The sequence below is a fragment of the Streptomyces bathyalis genome, assembly GCF_015910445.1.
Lineage (GTDB): Bacteria > Actinomycetota > Actinomycetes > Streptomycetales > Streptomycetaceae > Streptomyces > Streptomyces bathyalis.
In genome coordinates, this window is the sequence record NZ_CP048882.1 from 4,521,141 (window position 1) to 4,538,617 (window position 17,477).

Genomic DNA, 17,477 nt, shown 5'->3' on the forward strand with positions numbered 1-17,477 from the left:
ACGAGGAGGCTCGGGACGAGGAGGCGCTGTGAGCGGCGGACCGCGGACGAGACTTGCCGGCATCGTGCTCGGCGCACCCGATCCGCGTGCGCTGGCGGACTTCTACCACCACCTGCTGGGCTGGCGGGTGAAGTCGGACGAGCCGGACTGGGTGATGCTCGAAGCGCCGGACGGCGGGCCCGGACTCTCGTTCCAGACGGAGCCGGAGCACGTCAGGCCGGTGTGGCCGGCCGGGCGGGGCGACCAGCAGATGATGATCCACCTGGACATCGAGGTCGACGATCTCGGCATCGCCTCGGCCCATGCCGTCGCCGGGGGAGCGGTCGTCGCGGAATTCCAGCCGCAGAAAGGTGTCCGCGTCCTGTTCGATCCGGTGGGGCATCCGTTCTGCCTGTTCCTGCCGGGGCACTGAAAGCGCGGGGCACTGAAGCGCGGAGCTCTGAAGCGCGGGGCACTGAAGCGCGCTCTTCGGCACGGAGGTGCTCGCTGACGGGCCGTTGAGCCCGGCGGGTTTCCGGAGGCCGGGGGCGCACAGGTCGGGGAGCGCGGCCGGGTCCGCGTCAGTCGTACGGACCGCTGCGGCGGTGGTCGGGTCTTCGCGGCAACCGCCGAGTGCCCTCCTGGCCGCGGCCGTCCTCCTCCTCGGGAGGCTCGGCGGCCGGAGGCTGCTGCTGCGGTCCCTGCGGCGCCTGGTCGGCCGTCTCGTCCGACGCCTGCCCGGGCCGCTCGGCCGGGGTCTCCTCCGCCTCCTTGCCCTTGTCCTCCCCGTCCTCGGCCGGACGGATGAAGGGGGGCCGGACCGTGGGCGGACGTTCGGGATGTCCGGCGGCCCACGGGTCCCACTCCTCGGCGGGCGTGGAGTCGTCGTCGAAGTACGGATCGTGGCGCCGGCCGTAGACCTGCCAGTCGTCCGCCTGGTACGCGCCGTGCGGGCCGGGCATCGTGTCGAACGAGCCGTAGGGCTGCGGCAGTTCGGAGTACTCGTGATTCTCGTGCGGGACCGCGCGGGCGGCGGCGCTGTCGTCCACGCGGCCGCGGCGTCCCTGGCCCTTGCGGCGGCGACCCTTGGCGCGGCGCCCCCGCATCACGAGCGCGCCGATCAGCAGCAGCGCTCCGCCGCCGACCGCGTAGCCCACGCCCTCGCCCAGTCCGCCGGCGCCGGCCGTGAGGGTGCCCGCCTCCTGCCCCTGGCGGACCATCCACAGGACGGTGAAGCCGAGCACGATGAGTCCGGCCAGCGCCACGAGCAGACGGGAGCGCAGCAGCGCCGCCAGCAGGGTGATCGCGGCGGCCCCCACCATGGGAAGAAAGAGGCCCGTCCACACGCCCGCCTGGGTGCCGGTGATGCCGGCGGACGTGAACAGCTCGCTGACCCGGTAGTCGCGGCCGAGGCGGCCGCCGTACCAGGTGAGGAAGGGGCTCCACGCGGCCGCGGCCGCTCCGACTAGCGCGAACAGGATGCCGAGCAGATTGCGGACCATCTGCTACGCCTCGCTTCCGGGCGCCGGGTCGCTCCTCCCCGCGGGGGCTTCTCCCGTCGGGAAGCAGGCGGACGACGCAGGCGTGCGCCGTCCCGCAGAAAACGGTACGCCTGGTGGAACCCCTCGGCCACCTCGCGGCGTCCCCTCACGGGGGCATGAGCCCTCAGTGGCCATGTCAAGAATCGGGGGTCTCAACCATGTCGCGCCATCTCAAGCTCATCGCGGCCGTGGCGGTCGTACTCGTCGCGCTCAGCGGTTTCAGCACCGCACGTAAGGGCGGCAGCCGCAGCAGCGGCAAGTCGGGCGGGTGCAGCAGCTCGAGTTCCAGCAGCCACAGCAAGAGCGGAAGCAGCTACGACAGCGTGGGCAAGGACCGGCACGACTCCGACAGCGGTTCCTACAGCGGGTCGCGCCGCTACAACAGCACCACGGGGACGACGGGTTCGAGGAACGGAAGCGCCAGCAACAGGACGGCGACCGGCACCGTGACGCAGTGCGCGGCGCAGACCGGCAGCGAGGCGAAGGCCGTGGTCGAGGTCCGGAACCCGAAGAGCTACACCACGACCTATCAGGTGAAGGTCAAGTTCCTTGACGCCGCCGGGAGTTACGTCGACTCCGGCGAGGCGAAGGTGGAGGTCGGCAGCCGGGACACCGAGCCCGTGGACGTACGGATGGCCAATCCGAAGCGCATCGGCGACGTCTCCGAGTGCCTTGTCGAATCGGTCCGTTGACGGGCTGACGGCGCCTAGGTGTATTGACCTGATGCGTTGTTCACGCGGCTGATGGGTGGCTTGCCTCCGAGAGCGGTGTGGCAGCGGTGGTAGTTGTAGCTATGGAGGAAGTCTGTCAGGGCTGCGGTGCGTTGGGCGTTGCTGGTGTAGGGCCGCAGGTAGGCCCATTCGTCGAGCAGGGTGCGGTTGAAGCGCTCTACTTTCCCGTTGGTCTGCGGCCGGTAGGGGCGGGTGCGTTTGCCGGTGGCGCCCAGATGGCTGAGGGCTTGCTTCCAGGCGGTGCTGTGGCGGTAGGCGAAGGCGTTGTCGGTGATGACGCGTTCGATGCGGTCGATGCCCAGGCGGGCGAAGTGGACTGCTGCTCGGCGGAGGAAGTCGGCGCAGGTGGTGGCCTTCTCATCGGGGTGGATCTCGCTGTAGGCGAGGCGAGTGTGATCATCGACGGCGGAGTGGATGTAGTCGTAGCCGACTCCGGTCTTGGTCGCACGGGAAGCTTGGCGACCGAGGACTTTGTGGCCTCCCCCGTCGGGGATACGGCCGAGTTTCTTCACATCGACGTGGAGGAGTTCGCCGGGTCGGTCACGTTCGTAGCGGCGGATGACTTGGCCGGTGGGCCGGTCAAGGAAGCACAGACGGTTCAGCCGGTTGCGGGTCAGGACACGGTGGACCGTGGAGGGCGGCAGGCCCAGGATCGGTCCGATCCGGGCCGGCCCGAGTTTGTGTTCGGTGCGAAGAACGCAAACGCGCATCTCCACGTCCGGCGGAGTGCGGTTCGGCAGCCGGTGCGGGCGGCTGGAACGATCGGCCAGACCGGTATCGCCTTCTGCAGCGAATCGCCGCATCCACTTGTGTGCGGTGGTGCGAGAAACGCCCATCTGGGCAGCCACATGCGCTACCGGAAACCCCGAGCGGACACGTTCGACCAGCAACCGCCTGCCGTGCACGGTCAGCCGGGCATTACGGTGGGACACGAAGACCTCCGTTGTGCGGTGAAGCCTAGACACCTCCACCACACCGGAGGTCTTCGCCATGATCAAGACCCACGAACGTCAACAACGCTCGTGATCAATACACCTAGGACGCCGAAGGGGCGGGCCGCCGTTGCGGCCCGCCCCTTCCGCCGTTACCCGGCTTACTGGAGATCAGGGTATGTGCTCGTCCCTGTTGTCATTGATCTGGACGCTGTGTGCGCTCGTCACGTCGGACGGCGAAGTTCCGGCGGCCACCGCTGGAGAGACTGCTCCTGCTACGAGTAACGAGCAAATGATGAGCGTTCTCAGAACTTTGGGCATTTCTCTCCCTGGTAGATGAGTGGTCGGTGTAGTCGCGAACTGCCGGCAACTTCAGGATTCCCCCTGGGCCGACGCTCAAGCAGCGGGCCCGGCGGCAGCGGCGCCCCCTCCGCGCCGCTGACGCCAAGCCCGCCGTATCCCCCGTGAAAATGGCCTACTTGCCGTCGTCCGCGGCTTCCTTCGACTGTGCCGCCTCAGGGCCGATGGGCGTGTGCTCGTCCATCGGGACCAAGGCGCCGTCGTCGTCGGCCTCGGGGAGGATGGGCGTGTGCTCGTCCATCACCTCGACGCCGCTGCGGTCGTCCTTCTCGTCGTCGGTACGGGCGGTCCGGAATTCCTTCTCGAAGTCCTCAACGGTGGACTGCGTTGTCTCGCTCATGGCCGAACTCCTGTGCTTTGGTGGCCGATTGTGCTGACGCGCCCGCCCAGCGACTCCCCCGTGGGTCGCCGGGCGGGCTTTGGGCCGCTCACCATAGCCGGATTGCGGCCTCCCCCCAGATCCGCCTGCCCCCCGACGCGACGGATCGATGCAGTAACCATGCCGAGCCGCGATAAACGATCGATGAACGTCCGATAAGTGAGCCCGTGCAGGAGGTTTACGCAGCTGGGGCCGGCGTCAGCAGACCGCGTACCTCTTCGGCGTCCGACGCTCCCATGTCGTCGAAGACGGCAAGCGCGTCCTTCCAGCACACGCGTCCCCGGTCGTGCTGACCCAGCGCCACCAGCGCCCGGCCCAGCACCGTGAGCATCCTGCCGCGCATCCACTCACCGCCGATACCCCGCAGCGCAAGCGCCTGCTCCGCGTGTGCCGCTGCCTGCCCCGGGCGGCCGGCCGCCAAGTGGGCCTCTGCCATGCGGAAGTGGGAGACGCCTTCCCAAAGTGGCTGCCTGGTCTCACGAAAGAGTGCGACGGCCTTGGTCAGCTGCTCGAGTCCTTCCGGAATGCGGTTGGCCCGTGTGAGAGCCCGCCCGAGGGCGTACCTCCCGTTGGCCATTCGCATCCTGTGGTCGAGGCTCTCGTAGATCTCCAGTCCCTGCCACGCCAGCTCGACCGCGCGGTCCGTACGCCGCAGCGCCAGGTTGATGTGCGAGAGGTTGCTCAAGGCGCTTGCTTCGCTGGGTCGGTTGCCGTCCGCGCGGAAGGCGTCGATCGCGCGCAGCAGATACGCCTCTCCGTCGGTGTAGCGACCCTGGCAATTGGCGATGATTCCGCGCTGGTTCAAGGACCAGCAGGTCGTCAGCGTGTCCTCCGCGATCTCGGCGAGACGGGCGGCCTGCTGGGCTGTCTTGTCCGCCTGATCGAAGCGGCCCGAGACGATGTGCGTGTGCGTCAGCATGGACTGGACCCTGGCCTCGGCCAGGGCGTCGTCGGCGCTATGGGCCGCGTCACGTACGACGGCGGCGGCACGTTCGTAACGCAGGGAGTGGACACCGGAGTCGGCGCAGTCCTTCACGGCGATCAGCAGATCGGCGGCATGGCGCAGCATGCCTCGTTCCGCCGCCTGATGCACGCAGGAGAGCACGCAGTCGGCCTCGGAGAAGAGCCAGCCGAGTGCCTCGTCTCTGCTCTCGAAGACCATGCCGTCGGCGAGCGGTTGCATGAGGTGGTCCAGAGCCCGCTCACCCGGCCGTTCGAGGGCGAAGACCTTCGAGGCAGTGGCGAGGTAGAAGTCCAGCAGCCTGGAGAAGGCCGCTTCCCGTTCCGACGGGGGCTGTTCGTCGCGCTCGGCGCAAGCGCGGGCGAAGAGCCGTACCAGGTCGTGGAAGCGGTAGCGGCCGGGCGCGGCCGACTCCAGCAGGGACGCGTCGACGAGCGACTCCAGCAGGGACTCGGTCGTCCCGGCCGGACGGTCGAGGAGCGCCGCCGCGGCCTGGAGGGAGATGTCGGGGCCGTCGGCAAGGCCCAACAGGCGGAAGCTGCGGGCCTGTTCGGCGTCGAGCTGTCCGTAGCCGAGTTCGAAGGTGGCCTTCACCGCCTGGTCGCCGACCTGGAGTTCATCAAGGCGCCGGTGTTCGTCGGCGAGCTTCTCGGCGAGGATGCCGACCGTCCAGGTACGGCGGGAGGCAAGCCGCGCCGCAGCGATACGGATGGCCAGCGGGAGGAATCCGCAGGCACCGACCACGGCCATGGCCGCCTGCCGCTCCGCGGTGACACGCTCCTCGCCGACGATGCGCGTGAAGAGCGTCATCGCCTCCTCGGGGCTCATCACATCGAGGTCGATGAGCTGTGCTCCGGCCAGATCGACCATGCGGAAGCGGCTCGTGACCAGTGCCGCGCAGCCGGCCGCCCCTGCGAGCAGAGGCCGGACCTGCGCCGCGTCCCGCGCGTTGTCCAAGAAGGTCAGCACACGGCGGCCCGAGAGAAGTGACCGGAAGAGCGCGGACCTCTCCTCGACCCCTTCCGGGATGCCGGTGTCGTCCACACCGAGTGAGCGCAGGAACGCCCCCAGCACCGCCTGCGGTTCGGACGCCGAAGGGCCCGCACCCTGGAGGTCCACGTAGAGCTGGCCGTCCGGGAAGTACTCGGCCGCGGCGTGGGCGACGTGCACTGCGAGCGTCGTCTTGCCGACCCCGCCGATGCCCGCCACGGCGGAGACCGCCATCACCGTGCCCTCCGCCTGGGCGAGTTGGTCCTTCAGCTCGGCGACGAACGCTTCGCGGCCCGTGAAGTCCGCGACGGTGGCGGGAAGTTGAGCGGGCTGTGCGGGCTGGGCCGTGGCAGGGCCCGCCGGTTCGTCGGGAGCGAGGGCGAGACTGTCGTCGGCCTCCAGGATGCGCTGGTGGAGCGCGATGAGCTCGGCGCAGGGATCGACGCCGAGTTCGTCCGCGAGCATCCGCCGCGTGTCGGCGAAGACAGCGAGTGCCTCGGCCTGCCTGCCGCTGCGGTAGAGCGCCAGCATCAGCAGCTCCCGCAGCCGCTCCCGCAACGGGTGCGCGGCTGTCAGAGCTGTCAGTTCAATGACTGCCTCGGTGTGACAGCCCAGTTGGAGTCCCAGGTCAAGGCTGTGTTCCTGGAGGGAGAGCTGCCACTCGGTCAGGCGGCTGCGGTGCCGCTCCGCGAAGGGGCCCGGCACATGGGCCAGGGCCTCACCGCTCCACTGGGTGAGCGCCGCGGTGTAGCTCTCGTGCGCGCCCGGCCGGTCGCCGCTCGCCGCGGACTTCTCCGCATCCGAGACATGTGCGGTGGCCACGTCGAGGTCCAGGACGACCTCGGAGTACGCACGACCCGGCCGGATCGCGTATCCGCCGGACTCGCTGACCATCAGCTCCGCGTCGTCGCCCAGAGCCTTGCGGATGCGGGACGCGTACGTGCGCAGCGCGGCCTTCGCCTGGTCCGGGGGCTCCTCGCCCCAGATGGCGTCGATCAGCTCCTCGGCCGTCGCGGTGTGACCGCCGCGCAGCAACAGTGCGGCGAGCAGGGCGCGCTGCTGCGGAGAGCCCATGGGCAGCTCCTGGCCGCCGCGGCGGGCACGGACCGGTCCGAGCACGGTGAAGCACAGCTGGTGCTCCTGCCGCTCGGTCCCGCGACCGATGTTCCCCTCGGCGCCCATGACTTGGCCCCCCGCGCTCCTTATCCCACTCCCGCAGAGGTCAGTCTGCCTTGCTTGTCAGCTATACGTCATCAGGGCCCCAGGTCCTCTACGAGTCCTTCGAACTTCTCACGGAACCGGGGCGATTGGTGTGGTACCGGCAGAGGGCCGGCCGCGTTCCCGTGGTGCCATCGCGACAGTGTCAGCTCCGCCCGTCGAGCAGGACCGGCAGCGTCCGGTAGCCGTGCGCGATGAAGGATTCCACCTGGTCAAGATCCTGCGGCGGTACCGCCAGGCGCAGTCCCGGGAGGCGGTCGAGGAGCGCGGGAAGCGCAGGACGGGCTTCCATGCGCGTGAGGGCGGCGCCCAGACAGAGGTGCACGCCGTGCTGTGAACGTGGTCCTGCGGACCCGGAACGGACCGGCCACCAGAGCTTCACCAGGGCTGGGCCGTTCGGCGTCGAGGTACATCCGGGTTCCTGGCATGGGAGCGGGGCCGGTGCCGATGGCTGTCGGATGTGCGCCACCTCGTCCGTGCGCCGGAGTCGTCATCGGGGTCGTCTTCGCGAGGACTTGAGAGTGCGGAGTCCATCGAGCACCTTCTCCAGAATCTGCCGCTCGGGCAGTTCGGCTTCGGGTACGGGGGCCCGGACCGCCAGCCTGCCGGCGTCGGCGAGGTCGGCCACCATGACCTTCACGACGCTGACCGGCAGCCGCAGATGCGCCGCCGTTTCGGCCAGGGACAGCGGTCCCGGCTGAAGCAGCTCCAGCAGGCGTCGCTGCTCGGGGCGCAGGCCACTGGCCCTCGGGTCGGCGGGGGCATGCAGCACCGTGAGCCGGTCGAGCGTGTTGCGGCTGGGCCGCGCGCGTCCGGTGGTGGCCACATACGCGGGCACGAGACGCCGGTGGTCACGCGACGGCGGATTCATTCCGGACTGTCGCTCCGTGCCGGACGGCTCATGGCCTTGGAGCCGAGGGCGGCCACCTGGACCTGCATCTGGTGCGTGACGACACCCATGTCGACCTCCGGCCCGGCGAAGACGGCCAGGGATGTGTTGTCACCCGCGGGTATCGCGAAGACCCAGCCGAGATCGGACTCGATCACGGTCTGCCGCAACGTGACGTCGAATTGGCCGGCGAAAGCGGCGGTCGTGGTGCGGGCGGCGCCCTGCAGCGCGGACAGCATCGCGGCGACGCCCTCGGCGGAATCCCGCGCCAGGTCGGGCGAGCGGCCCTCGATGAGGCCGTCGCCCGAGATCACCGCCGCGTGGATCACGTGCGGCAGTTCGAGGAGCGGAGCGAGCACCCGGGACGTGTCCTCGCGGACGGAACGGTGCGAGGGAGTGGTCATGTCGGCTCGTTCCCTTCGGATGCACCGGCGCCTGGGTCACCGGAGCCTGGGTCACCGGAGTCTGGGTCACCGGAGCCCCCGGCGCCGCCGGTCTCGCTCGGGTTGCCCATGCGGTCCGTGCTGGCTGAACTGCCTGTGCCGGGTGCGTCGTTCGTGGTGGCTGTGGTGGCTGTGGTGGCTGTGGTGGCCGTGGTGGCCGGAGCGGTCGCGCTGCGTGTGCGGCGCGCGCTGGTCGTGGAGCTCGTGTCGCCCGTACCGTTCCCGGTGCTCGTCTCGTCCGCACCGATCGTGCCGGTCCTGGTGCTCGTGTCGTCCGCACCGATCGTGCCGGTCGCGTCGTCCGTGCCGGTCGCGTCGGCGGTGTCGGGCTTGTCGGCGGTGCCGCCGGTCCCGGTGCTCGTCTTCTCGGCGTTGCTCGCGCCACTGGCCTCGCCCGTGGTGCTCGCCCTTCCTGAAGCGCCTGCCTCGTCCGTAGTGCCCAACTTGTCTGCGGCGGGCGGTCGTTCGGGCTCCCCAGGGTCATCCGTTCGGGCCGGCCGCACCGCCCGCGCGGACCCGCTCCCGGGCCTCTCCTCGGGAGAGCTGTCCGCACCCGGGCCACCCGGTGCGCCCGGCGGAACCGTTCCTGCGGCTGCACGTCCGGAGGCTGTGCCCTTCTGGAACGCGGACCAGCGCTCGGCGCTCTCCTCGGGAGAAGGCGGTGCGAGTGCCCCGCCGGTCTGCGAGCCGAGGAACAGATTGCCCACGGCGGGCTCACCGCCTCCGCTGCCGCCGGCACCCGCGGCGTTCGCCTTCTCCTGCGCATCCGGACGGTGCCGCCTGCGACGGCGCGGCAGTTCCTGCGCCCCTGCCCGGCGCGGAGCCCCGGGACCGTCCGTGCCGGCACCCGCACTCGCACCCGCACTCGCGTCTGCCGCCGCCGGTGAACCCGCCGTCGTCGGGCCCGCCGTCGGTGTCCCCGTCGATGCGGGGGAGCGGTCATCCGTGGCCGCACGCTCAGCAACTGCGGGCGCCCTGTGCGGGGGTGAGGGAGCCATCACCGACATCGGATGTTCCGCCTCGTCGAGCAGCGTGAGCAGGGGCTCGCCGGGGAGGTGCACGACGGCACGTACGCCCCCGTACGGCGACGCCTCCACGTGCGCGCTGAACCCGTACTGGCGGACGAGCTGCCCGATCGCGGCGAAGCCGTTGCGCGGAGGGTCGCCGAGCTCCGTGACGAGGATCGCCTCGTCGCCCGAGATCAGCCGCTTGGCGCGGGCGAATTCCTCGGCGTTCATGCCGACGCCCGAGTCGTCGATGATCACGGACACTCCGCGGTCGCCCTGCTGGAGCGTGACGACGACGGGCAGTTCCGGGTGGGAGTGGTGGAGGGCGTTGGCCATGAGCTCGGTGAGCGTCACGGCGACCGGTTCGACCGCGCGCGCGATGACGCCGACCGGGTCGCGCAGCAGGTTGCTGATCTGGACGCGCTCGTACCCGCTGAGCCTGGACGAGGCACCGACGACGATGTCCGCGAGGTGTGAGTCCTCCCGCGTCAGGCCCGGCCACGCCCCGCACACCACGGCGGTCGACTGGATGCGGCGCAGCGCCTGTTCGTTGAGGAAGTCGGCAGCGAGCAGGTCCTCGGCGACGAGCGGGTCGTCGTACTTCTCCTGCATCCGCCGGAGGAGGGTCTGGAGCTGGTAGAGGAGCGCCTGGATGCTTGTGGTGGAGCCGCGCATGGCTGCCTGGGCGGCGGCGTCGACACGGTTGCGTTCCTTCGTGACCTCCTCGCGCACCTGGGCGAGGACGGCGTCGATGGACCGGTCCAGCTCGGGGCTGAGCGTCGCGGTCCCGAGGGGGCCGGGGACGGGGACGTGGGAGTGGGCGAGTGAGGTGGCCAGGCCGGGGATGCGGGCTTCGACGAGATGTCTGAGTTCGGCCTCGACGGCCCTGAGTCTCGCCCCGAGGTCGGCGGCGTACCGTGACGCGCCCTCGAGTTCCGTCGCGGTCGCTTCTGCGTGCAGTTGCGATCTGCTCAGCTCCTGTCGCGAGCGGACGAGAAGCAGCGCCAGAACGACGGCGACCGTGCCCAGGGCGAGGAACACGATCAGCACCACCGGCGTGTCGGTCATCGGCGTCCTTGGTCGACTGGATTGCTGTGATCGATGTTGAGGACGAGCCCGGGGGAGCGAACTGCGCCCAGGAGCACCGGCCCATCGGCACTCATCGCCCGGCGGTCCCCACATGCTGCCGCAGACCAATCGCGTGCACACCCGTAACGGGAACATCTGTACACATCGGCTGATCGCATTCCGCCTGCAGGCGGGGAGAGTTCGGGCGCAGCCCGCCGTAACCCCGATTCGGGCGTGATGAGTTCCCCCTGTGGCGACGCGTCAGCGGCCGGAGAGGGCCCCTGAGTTGCTACAGCCGTCGGGCGGCGGCCCGTTGCCTCAGCCGTCGTCGCGGCCCAGCCGGATCGGGTTGGTCATCGCGGCCATGGCGCCCGGCAGGCCGGCGGGCGAGCCGATGGGCGGACGGTGGCGTATCTCCGCGCGCACATACGCCGCCAGGGAGGCAGTCGTGCGCCACTTCAGAGGTTCGGCGCCGACCGCTCCGGTGAACATCTCGCCCTGGTCGTTGAGGAACCTGGCCGTGGCGCCCGCGGGCGCACCCGAGACCTCCAGGCGGACGGTCACCTCCGCGTCGCGCTTCACCGCCAACCGCTCGCCGATACCCGCGTGTTCGCCGTGCGGGCCGGTTGCGGTGAACCCCAGGGAGATGGCCGAGGACTCCGCGATGTAGCTGCGGCCCGCGCGTATGCCCTCCAGCAGGGACCGGCGGGAGAGATCGTCCGCGAGGACGACCGTCTGCGGCAGGCCCACCTTCTGCGGCTCGGCGTGCGCGTCACTGTTGCCCATCGCGGGGAGCGGGCCGCGGCCGGACGGCGGAGCCACCAGCATGTTGTCCCAGGCGGCGACCGCGACTTCGTCGTCCACGGTCCACGGCCCGTTCCACACCTCCACGGCGTCCGCTTCCTCGTAGCCGAACTTCCACTGGCAGCCCACGAAGGGGCAGTCGGGATGGGCCGGGACGACCAGACCGCCCGCCTTGCGGATGCGGCGCGCGAAGCGGGAGAAGTGACCGTCCCTCGCCCGGTACCGCCAGTCGACGAACGTGCCGGGATCCGTGCCGAGTGCCAGAACGTGTCCGTTGCGGGTGGTGATCTCCTCGCCGCAAAGAATCAGGAAGTCCTCGTCCCACAGCCCTCCCCAAGCACCGTGCCCCGAGGTGGTGTTGTGCTCGGTCGTGGTGATGAAGTCGAGCCCCGCCTCGCGCGCGGCCGCGGCGGTCTCCGCCGGGGTGCGCTTGCCGTCCGAGTGCACCGTGTGGAGGTGGCAGTCGCCCCGGTACCAGGCGCGGCCGCGGCCCCGCGCCCGCTCCGGGGGGTGGACGGGACGGGGCGTGGTGCCCGGACTCCCGTACCGGAGGGTGACGGTCACCTTGTAGTTCAGCCCCTGCGGGGCCACGGTGTAGGGGCCGAGGACGACATGCCACGTGCCTTCGCGCACCGGGCCCGCCAGATAGCCGGGTGTCGCTTCCTCGGCGCTGATCGTGAACCGGTCCCGCGCGCCGCCCGACCAGCCGCGGAAGCCCCGGCCGCCGAGCCCCGTGCCCCGCTCGTCGAAGACGCCGATGTCCAGGGCGTTGCCCTTGGTGCCCTCGGGGACGGACGGCTTGTCGTAGGTGTACGCCACCTCGATCTCGCGGACGCCGGAGGGGACCTCGACCGGCAGATACACGTAGTCCGGCGCGCCCGTGGGCAGGTGGCCCTTCATCGTCCTGGACTTCTCGGTGCCATCGGCGGCGCGCGCGAAGCTCACCCCGCCGAGAGTGAGCACGCCCGTGGCGCCCGCCACCGCCGACAGCCGCAGCACGTCACGTCTTTCCACGCCTGACATATGTGCCTCCCCCTGCGCGCGGCCCGTGCCGCACGCCCCGCACCCGTAGTCCCACGGCGCCTGCGTGACGCCACGAGTCACTTTTGTACGCGCGGGAGACGTGCGGGGAAACCCCTGTGGAAAACTCCGGCCGTACCCGTGCGAGGCGCGGGTACGGCCCGGTTCGCGACCGTCAGGAGCGGCGCCGGGAGGCGACGAAGAAGGCGACGGCCACGACCGCGATCACGATGAGGACCAGCGGGATCACCAGCCACAGCCACCAGCGGCTGCTGCTCTTCTTCTTGCGCTCCGGTCCGGGGCTGCTGTGACTGCCGACGGTGGTCGTCGTGGTCGTGCTGCCGACGCTCGAGCCGCCCTTCGAGCTGCTGCCCGAGGTGGTCTTGCTGACGCCCCCGCTGGTGCTGACGGAACCGCCCGTGCTGCCGGAACTGCTCGTCTTGCTGCCACCACCGCTGCTGCTGACGCTGCCACCCGTGCTGCTCGTACTGCCGCTGGTCGTGGTGCTGCTGCTCGAACTGGAGGAGCCGCTGGTCGTGCCGCCCCGGCTCCCTCCGCCGGATATTCGGCCCGGCGCCGCCTGCGTATCGACCTGGTCGCCGCCCCGTGCCCGGTCGGCGGCCCCCGCGGACGTCCCGCCGGATGCGCCCGCCGATATCCCGCCCGGGACTCCGCCGGCGGGCCCGCTCTGCGCGGCGTGCGCCGTGACGGCGCCCCCGCCCAGCACGGCGAGGACCAGCGCGGCGGTGGTCGTGGCAAAGCGAACTCGCATGAATTCCCCCGTAGTTGTGGAAAAAGGCCGCCCCGGTGTGCGGCCGTGTGTCACGCAGCACCGTAGACGATGTGATATTGCCCGCAGCGGCCACTTCCGGAGAGCCGCCGATACCGCTCGTATGCTCGGTTCATGACTTCGAACGCGCAGGCAGCTCCCACCGCCAACGCAATGCGGCGCGCTCTCCGGCGCGCCCGCGACGGCGTGACGCTCGACGCCGCCGAAGCCGCTGTCCTGCTCCAGGCCCGCGGTGACGACCTCACCGAACTCGCACGCTCCGCGGCCCGCGTCCGGGACGCCGGGCTGGAAGCGGCGGGCCGTCCCGGAGTGATCACGTACTCCCGCGGGGTCTTCATCCCGCTCACCCGGCTGTGCCGGGACAAGTGCCACTACTGCACGTTCGTCACCGTCCCCGGCAAGCTGCGCCGCGACGGCCACGGGATGTTCCTCTCGCCGGACGAGGTGCTCGACATCGCACGCCGAGGTGCCGAAACGGGCTGCAAGGAAGCCCTCTTCACGCTCGGCGACAAGCCGGAGGACCGCTGGCCGGAAGCCCGCGAGTGGCTGGAGTCGCACGGTTACGACGACACGCTCTCGTACGTACGGGCCATGGCGATCCGCGTCCTGGAGGAGACCGGCCTGCTGCCGCACCTCAACCCCGGGGTGCTCTCCTGGTCCGACTTCCAGCGCCTCAAGCCCGTCTCGCCGTCCATGGGCATGATGCTGGAGACCACCGCCGAGCGGCTGTGGAGCGAGCCCGGCGGTCCCCACCACGGTTCCCCGGACAAGGAGCCGGCTGTGCGGCTGCGCGTCCTGGAGGACGCAGGGCGCTCCAACGTCCCTTTCACCACAGGGCTGTTGATCGGGATCGGCGAGACGTACGAGGAGCGGGCCGAGTCACTGTTCTCGCTGCGCCGCATCCAGCGGGCGTACCACGGAATCCAGGAACTCATCATGCAGAACTTCCGCGCGAAGCCGGACACGGCGATGCGCGGAATGCCCGACGCCGAACTCGAGGAACTGGCCGCGACGATCGCCGTCGCACGCCACATCATGGGTCCCTCGGCGCGGATCCAGGCGCCGCCGAACCTCGTCGACGGCGAGTACGCGATGCTCATCGACGCGGGCATCGACGACTGGGGAGGCGTCTCTCCCCTCACCCGGGACCACGTCAACCCCGAGCGCCCCTGGCCGCAGATCGACGACCTGGCGGAGCGCACCGCGGCCTCCGGCTTCGTGCTGCGTGAACGGCTCCCGATCTACCCGGAGTTCATCAAGCGCGGCGAACCCTGGCTCGACCCGCGGCTGCTGCCGCACGTCGACGCGCTCGCCGAGCCGGAGACGGGCCTGGCACGCGAGGACGCCCCCGTCGAGGGCCGCCCCTGGCAGGAACCCGACGAGGGATACCTCGCCCCCTCCGGGCGCACCGACCTGCACCGCACCATCGACACCGACGGGCGCACCACCGACAGGCGCGACGACTTCGACGAGGTCTACGGCGACTGGGACTCCCTGCGCGAGGCCGCACGCCCGGGAATGGCACCCGAGCGCATCGACACGGACGTGCGCGCGGCCCTGTCCACGGCCGCCGCCGACCCGACCCGCCTCACCGACGACGAGGCGCTCGCGCTGATGCACGCCGACGGACCGGCCCTGGACACCCTGTGCGGCATCGCCGACGAGCTGCGCCGCGACGTCGTCGGCGACGACGTGACGTACATCGTCACGCGCAACATCAACTTCACCAACGTCTGCTACACGGGCTGCCGTTTCTGCGCGTTCGCCCAGCGCCGCACCGACGCCGACGCCTACACGCTCTCCCTCGACCAGGTCGCCGACCGCGCCCAGCAGGCGTGGGACGTGGGCGCGGTGGAGGTCTGCATGCAGGGCGGCATCCACCCGGACCTGCCCGGCACGGCGTACTTCGACATCGCCCGCGCCGTGAGGGAGCGCGTGCCCGGGATGCACGTGCACGCCTTCTCACCGATGGAGGTCGTCAACGGCGCCAGCCGCACGGGCCTTTCGATCCGCGAGTGGCTGCTGCAGGCGCGGGAGGCCGGCCTCGGGTCCGTGCCCGGCACCGCCGCGGAGATCCTCGACGACGAGGTCCGCTGGATCCTCACCAAGGGCAAGCTGCCCGCCGACACATGGGCCGAAGTCATCGAGACGGCACACGAGTTGGGCATCCGCTCGTCCTCGACGATGATGTACGGGCACGTCGACCAGCCCCGCCACTGGGTCGCCCATCTGCGCAGGCTCGCCGGGATCCAGCGGTCCGCGCTCGCGAAGGGCGCCGAGGGCTTCACCGAGTTCGTCACGCTGCCCTTCATCCACACCAACGCGCCGGTCTATCTGGCGGGCATCGCCCGGCCCGGCCCCACGACCCGTGACAACCGTGCCGTGACGGCGATGGCGAGGCTGCTGCTGCACCCGTACATCCCCAACATCCAGACGAGCTGGGTCAAGCTCGGCACCGAGGGCGCGGCGGAGATGCTCCGCTCGGGCGCCAACGATCTCGGCGGCACGCTGATGGAGGAGACGATCTCCCGCATGGCCGGCTCCTCCTACGGCTCGTACCGCTCCATCAAGGACCTCGTCGCGATCGCCGAGGCCGCGGGCCGCCCCGCCCGCGCCCGTACGACGCTGTACGGTCGGGTGCCGGCGGAGCGACTGGAGGCCGCCCGGCGTTCCGACGGGCACCTTCCGGAGCTCCTCCCGGTGTTGGAAAAGTGAACCGGCGTTCTAGAGTGCTGACCTGCCGAGGGGCCGACCTCCCCTTGTAGCTCTTGCCCGTCAGCCGTACCAGTTGGAGTGAGACGTGGCCGCTTCCGGCGGTGATGCCATGTGGGGCCGCACCGAGCAGCAGGATTTCCGCAGCAGGGTGCGGGGCTGCCTACTGGGCGGCGCGATCGGCGACGCGCTCGGGGCGGGTGTCGAGTTCGATTCGCTGAGCGCGATCCGGCAGGCCCACGGGGACGCCGGGGTGACGGACTACGTTCCTGCCTACGGCCGGCGCGGAGCCATCACGGACGACACGCAGATGACGCTCTTCACCACGGACGGCCTCATCCGCGCGCACGTACGGCGGGACACGGGCGCCTGGCACCCGCCCACCGACGTGCACGCCGCCTATCTCAGGTGGGCCGCCACGCAGCGGGACTGGGGTCCTGACGAGCGCAAGACGGAGGACGGCTGGCTCGCGCGCGAGGAGTGGCTGTACGCGCAGCGCTCCCCGGGCAAGGCCTGCCTCAGCGGACTCGCGGACGAGCGCATGGGCACTCTCGAGATGCCCAAGAACCCGGAGTCGAAGGGCTGCGGCACCGTCATGCGCTCCGCTCCCTTCGGGCTCCTGGTGGGCTGGGAGCCGCAGTTGGTCTTCCAGCTCTCCGTGGAGTGCGCCGCCCAGACGCACGGGCATCCCACCGGCTATCTCGCGGCGGGCGCGTTCTCCGCGATCATTCACGCCCTGGCGCGCAAGGACTCCCTCGACCACGCCGTGCAGAAGACCCTGGCCCAGCTAGCCACACGGCCGGGCCACGAGGAGACGACGAACGCACTGAAGAGGGCGCTGGGCGCGGTGCGGCAGGGGATGCCCTCCGCGGAGCGCGTGGAGTCGCTCGGCCAGGGCTGGACCGCGGACGAGGCGCTCTCCATCGGCGTCTACTGCGCGCTCGTCGCCGAGGACGTACGGCACGGGCTGCTGCTGGCCGTGAACCACAGCGGCGACAGCGATTCCACCGGCTCGGTCTGCGGCAACCTTCTGGGCACCATCCACGGGGAGACGGCGCTTCCGCCCGCGTGGGTCGCGGAGCTGGAGGGGCGCTCGACGGTGCTCGAACTGGCCGACGACTTCGCGATGGAGATGACCCAGGGGCCCGCGCTGCACGCCCCCGGCGCGGCGTCCCAGGCGTGGCTCAACCGCTACCCGAGGGCCTGACGTCGACCGACGCCGAACGTGCGCGGGAACTGACGTTGCCAAGAGGTGACTTGGGTTCCCGCGGGACCGGACGTCGCCCCTGAGGACGGCACTTGGCTCCCGGGCGTGGAAGGAAGAGCGTGGAGGGAGCCCCCTCGGCAGGGACGGCGGGCCGGTCGAGAGGGCTCTTGGCTCCAGATCGATGTGATTCAGCCGGTACGGACGGGGTCTCCGTCGCACACACCGGCCACGAAGCCCGTCCAGGCCCGCGGCGGGAAGTTCAGCGACGGCCCGCCCGGCACCTTCGAGTCACGCACGGCCACCGCGCTCCGGGTCGGGGACTTCACTTCGACGCACGCTCCGTTCGCCGAGTAGCTCGATTTGATCCATTCGCTTGTGTTTCCCTGCTGAATTGCCATGTCTGCTCCGGTTGTTCGACTCCGGTGAGCGACCGTACGCCTCGATTT

The 17,477-nt window shown here is 70.6% G+C and carries 15 protein-coding genes; 5 read left to right on the top strand and 10 right to left on the bottom strand.

Going from position 1 to position 17,477, the window contains the following annotated elements; translation table 11 throughout:
* Positions 1-28 precede the first annotated feature (28 nt).
* Positions 29-412, top strand: a complete 384-nt coding sequence (locus G4Z16_RS19715; protein WP_246530956.1) for a VOC family protein — start codon at positions 29-31, stop codon at positions 410-412.
* A 148-nt stretch (positions 413-560) separates the two neighbouring features.
* On the opposite strand, the gene G4Z16_RS19720 is transcribed toward G4Z16_RS19715, so the two are convergent.
* Positions 561-1,481, bottom strand: coding sequence for a hypothetical protein (locus tag G4Z16_RS19720; protein ID WP_197352045.1), 921 nt, complete (start codon positions 1,479-1,481; stop codon positions 561-563).
* A 197-nt stretch (positions 1,482-1,678) separates the two neighbouring features.
* On the opposite strand from G4Z16_RS19720, the gene G4Z16_RS19725 reads away from it, so the two are divergent.
* On the top strand, positions 1,679-2,212 hold the full coding sequence (locus G4Z16_RS19725) for a hypothetical protein (RefSeq protein WP_197352046.1): 534 nt from the start codon (positions 1,679-1,681) through the stop codon (positions 2,210-2,212).
* 14 nt (positions 2,213-2,226) lie between these two features.
* On the opposite strand, the gene G4Z16_RS19730 is transcribed toward G4Z16_RS19725, so the two are convergent.
* From G4Z16_RS19730 to afsR, 3 genes are all read right to left on the bottom strand, one after another.
* Complete coding sequence (locus tag G4Z16_RS19730) at positions 2,227-3,183, bottom strand: IS481 family transposase (protein WP_197354637.1); 957 nt, start codon at positions 3,181-3,183, stop codon at positions 2,227-2,229.
* Between the two features lie 475 nt (positions 3,184-3,658).
* Positions 3,659-3,883 carry a hypothetical protein gene (locus G4Z16_RS19735; RefSeq protein ID WP_197352047.1) on the bottom strand — a complete coding sequence of 75 codons (225 nt, stop codon included), beginning with the start codon at positions 3,881-3,883 and terminating at the stop codon, positions 3,659-3,661.
* Between the two features lie 217 nt (positions 3,884-4,100).
* Positions 4,101-7,055 carry an SARP-family global regulator AfsR gene (gene afsR, locus G4Z16_RS19740; protein ID WP_197352048.1) on the bottom strand — a complete coding sequence of 985 codons (2,955 nt, stop codon included), beginning with the start codon at positions 7,053-7,055 and terminating at the stop codon, positions 4,101-4,103.
* A gap of 178 nt (positions 7,056-7,233) precedes the next feature.
* Between afsR and G4Z16_RS33095 the strand changes: the two genes are divergently transcribed.
* Entirely contained in the window at positions 7,234-7,428 is a 195-nt protein-coding gene (locus G4Z16_RS33095; RefSeq protein ID WP_197352049.1) for a hypothetical protein, read from the top strand.
* Positions 7,429-7,581: 153 nt separating this feature from the next.
* Here the strand turns inward: G4Z16_RS33095 and G4Z16_RS19750 are convergent, their stop codons facing one another.
* The 5 genes from G4Z16_RS19750 to G4Z16_RS19770 all read right to left on the bottom strand — a co-directional run bounded on the left by G4Z16_RS19750 (position 7,582) and on the right by G4Z16_RS19770 (position 13,094).
* Positions 7,582-7,962: a DUF742 domain-containing protein gene (locus G4Z16_RS19750; protein ID WP_197352050.1), complete on the bottom strand. Its 381-nt coding sequence runs from the start codon at positions 7,960-7,962 to the stop codon at positions 7,582-7,584.
* Entirely contained in the window at positions 7,959-8,384 is a 426-nt protein-coding gene (locus tag G4Z16_RS19755; protein ID WP_197352051.1) for a roadblock/LC7 domain-containing protein, read from the bottom strand. The genes G4Z16_RS19750 and G4Z16_RS19755 overlap by 4 nt, the downstream gene beginning before the upstream one ends.
* Positions 8,381-10,498: an ATP-binding protein gene (locus G4Z16_RS19760; RefSeq protein WP_197352052.1), complete on the bottom strand. Its 2,118-nt coding sequence runs from the start codon at positions 10,496-10,498 to the stop codon at positions 8,381-8,383. The genes G4Z16_RS19755 and G4Z16_RS19760 overlap by 4 nt, the downstream gene beginning before the upstream one ends.
* A gap of 318 nt (positions 10,499-10,816) precedes the next feature.
* On the bottom strand, positions 10,817-12,316 hold the full coding sequence (locus G4Z16_RS19765) for a CehA/McbA family metallohydrolase (RefSeq protein WP_246531330.1): 1,500 nt from the start codon (positions 12,314-12,316) through the stop codon (positions 10,817-10,819).
* Between the two features lie 181 nt (positions 12,317-12,497).
* Positions 12,498-13,094 (bottom strand): hypothetical protein, encoded by a 597-nt coding sequence (locus G4Z16_RS19770; protein WP_197352054.1) that lies wholly within the window; start codon positions 13,092-13,094, stop codon positions 12,498-12,500.
* Positions 13,095-13,226: 132 nt separating this feature from the next.
* On the opposite strand from G4Z16_RS19770, the gene G4Z16_RS19775 reads away from it, so the two are divergent.
* Both G4Z16_RS19775 and G4Z16_RS19780 read left to right on the top strand, forming a co-directional pair.
* Positions 13,227-15,827, top strand: coding sequence for a bifunctional FO biosynthesis protein CofGH (locus G4Z16_RS19775; RefSeq protein ID WP_197352055.1), 2,601 nt, complete (start codon positions 13,227-13,229; stop codon positions 15,825-15,827).
* Between the two features lie 109 nt (positions 15,828-15,936).
* Positions 15,937-17,031: an ADP-ribosylglycohydrolase family protein gene (locus G4Z16_RS19780; protein ID WP_051345174.1), complete on the top strand. Its 1,095-nt coding sequence runs from the start codon at positions 15,937-15,939 to the stop codon at positions 17,029-17,031.
* Between the two features lie 188 nt (positions 17,032-17,219).
* Here the strand turns inward: G4Z16_RS19780 and G4Z16_RS19785 are convergent, their stop codons facing one another.
* Positions 17,220-17,429, bottom strand: a complete 210-nt coding sequence (locus tag G4Z16_RS19785; RefSeq protein ID WP_197352056.1) for a DUF397 domain-containing protein — start codon at positions 17,427-17,429, stop codon at positions 17,220-17,222.
* Positions 17,430-17,477 lie beyond the last annotated feature (48 nt).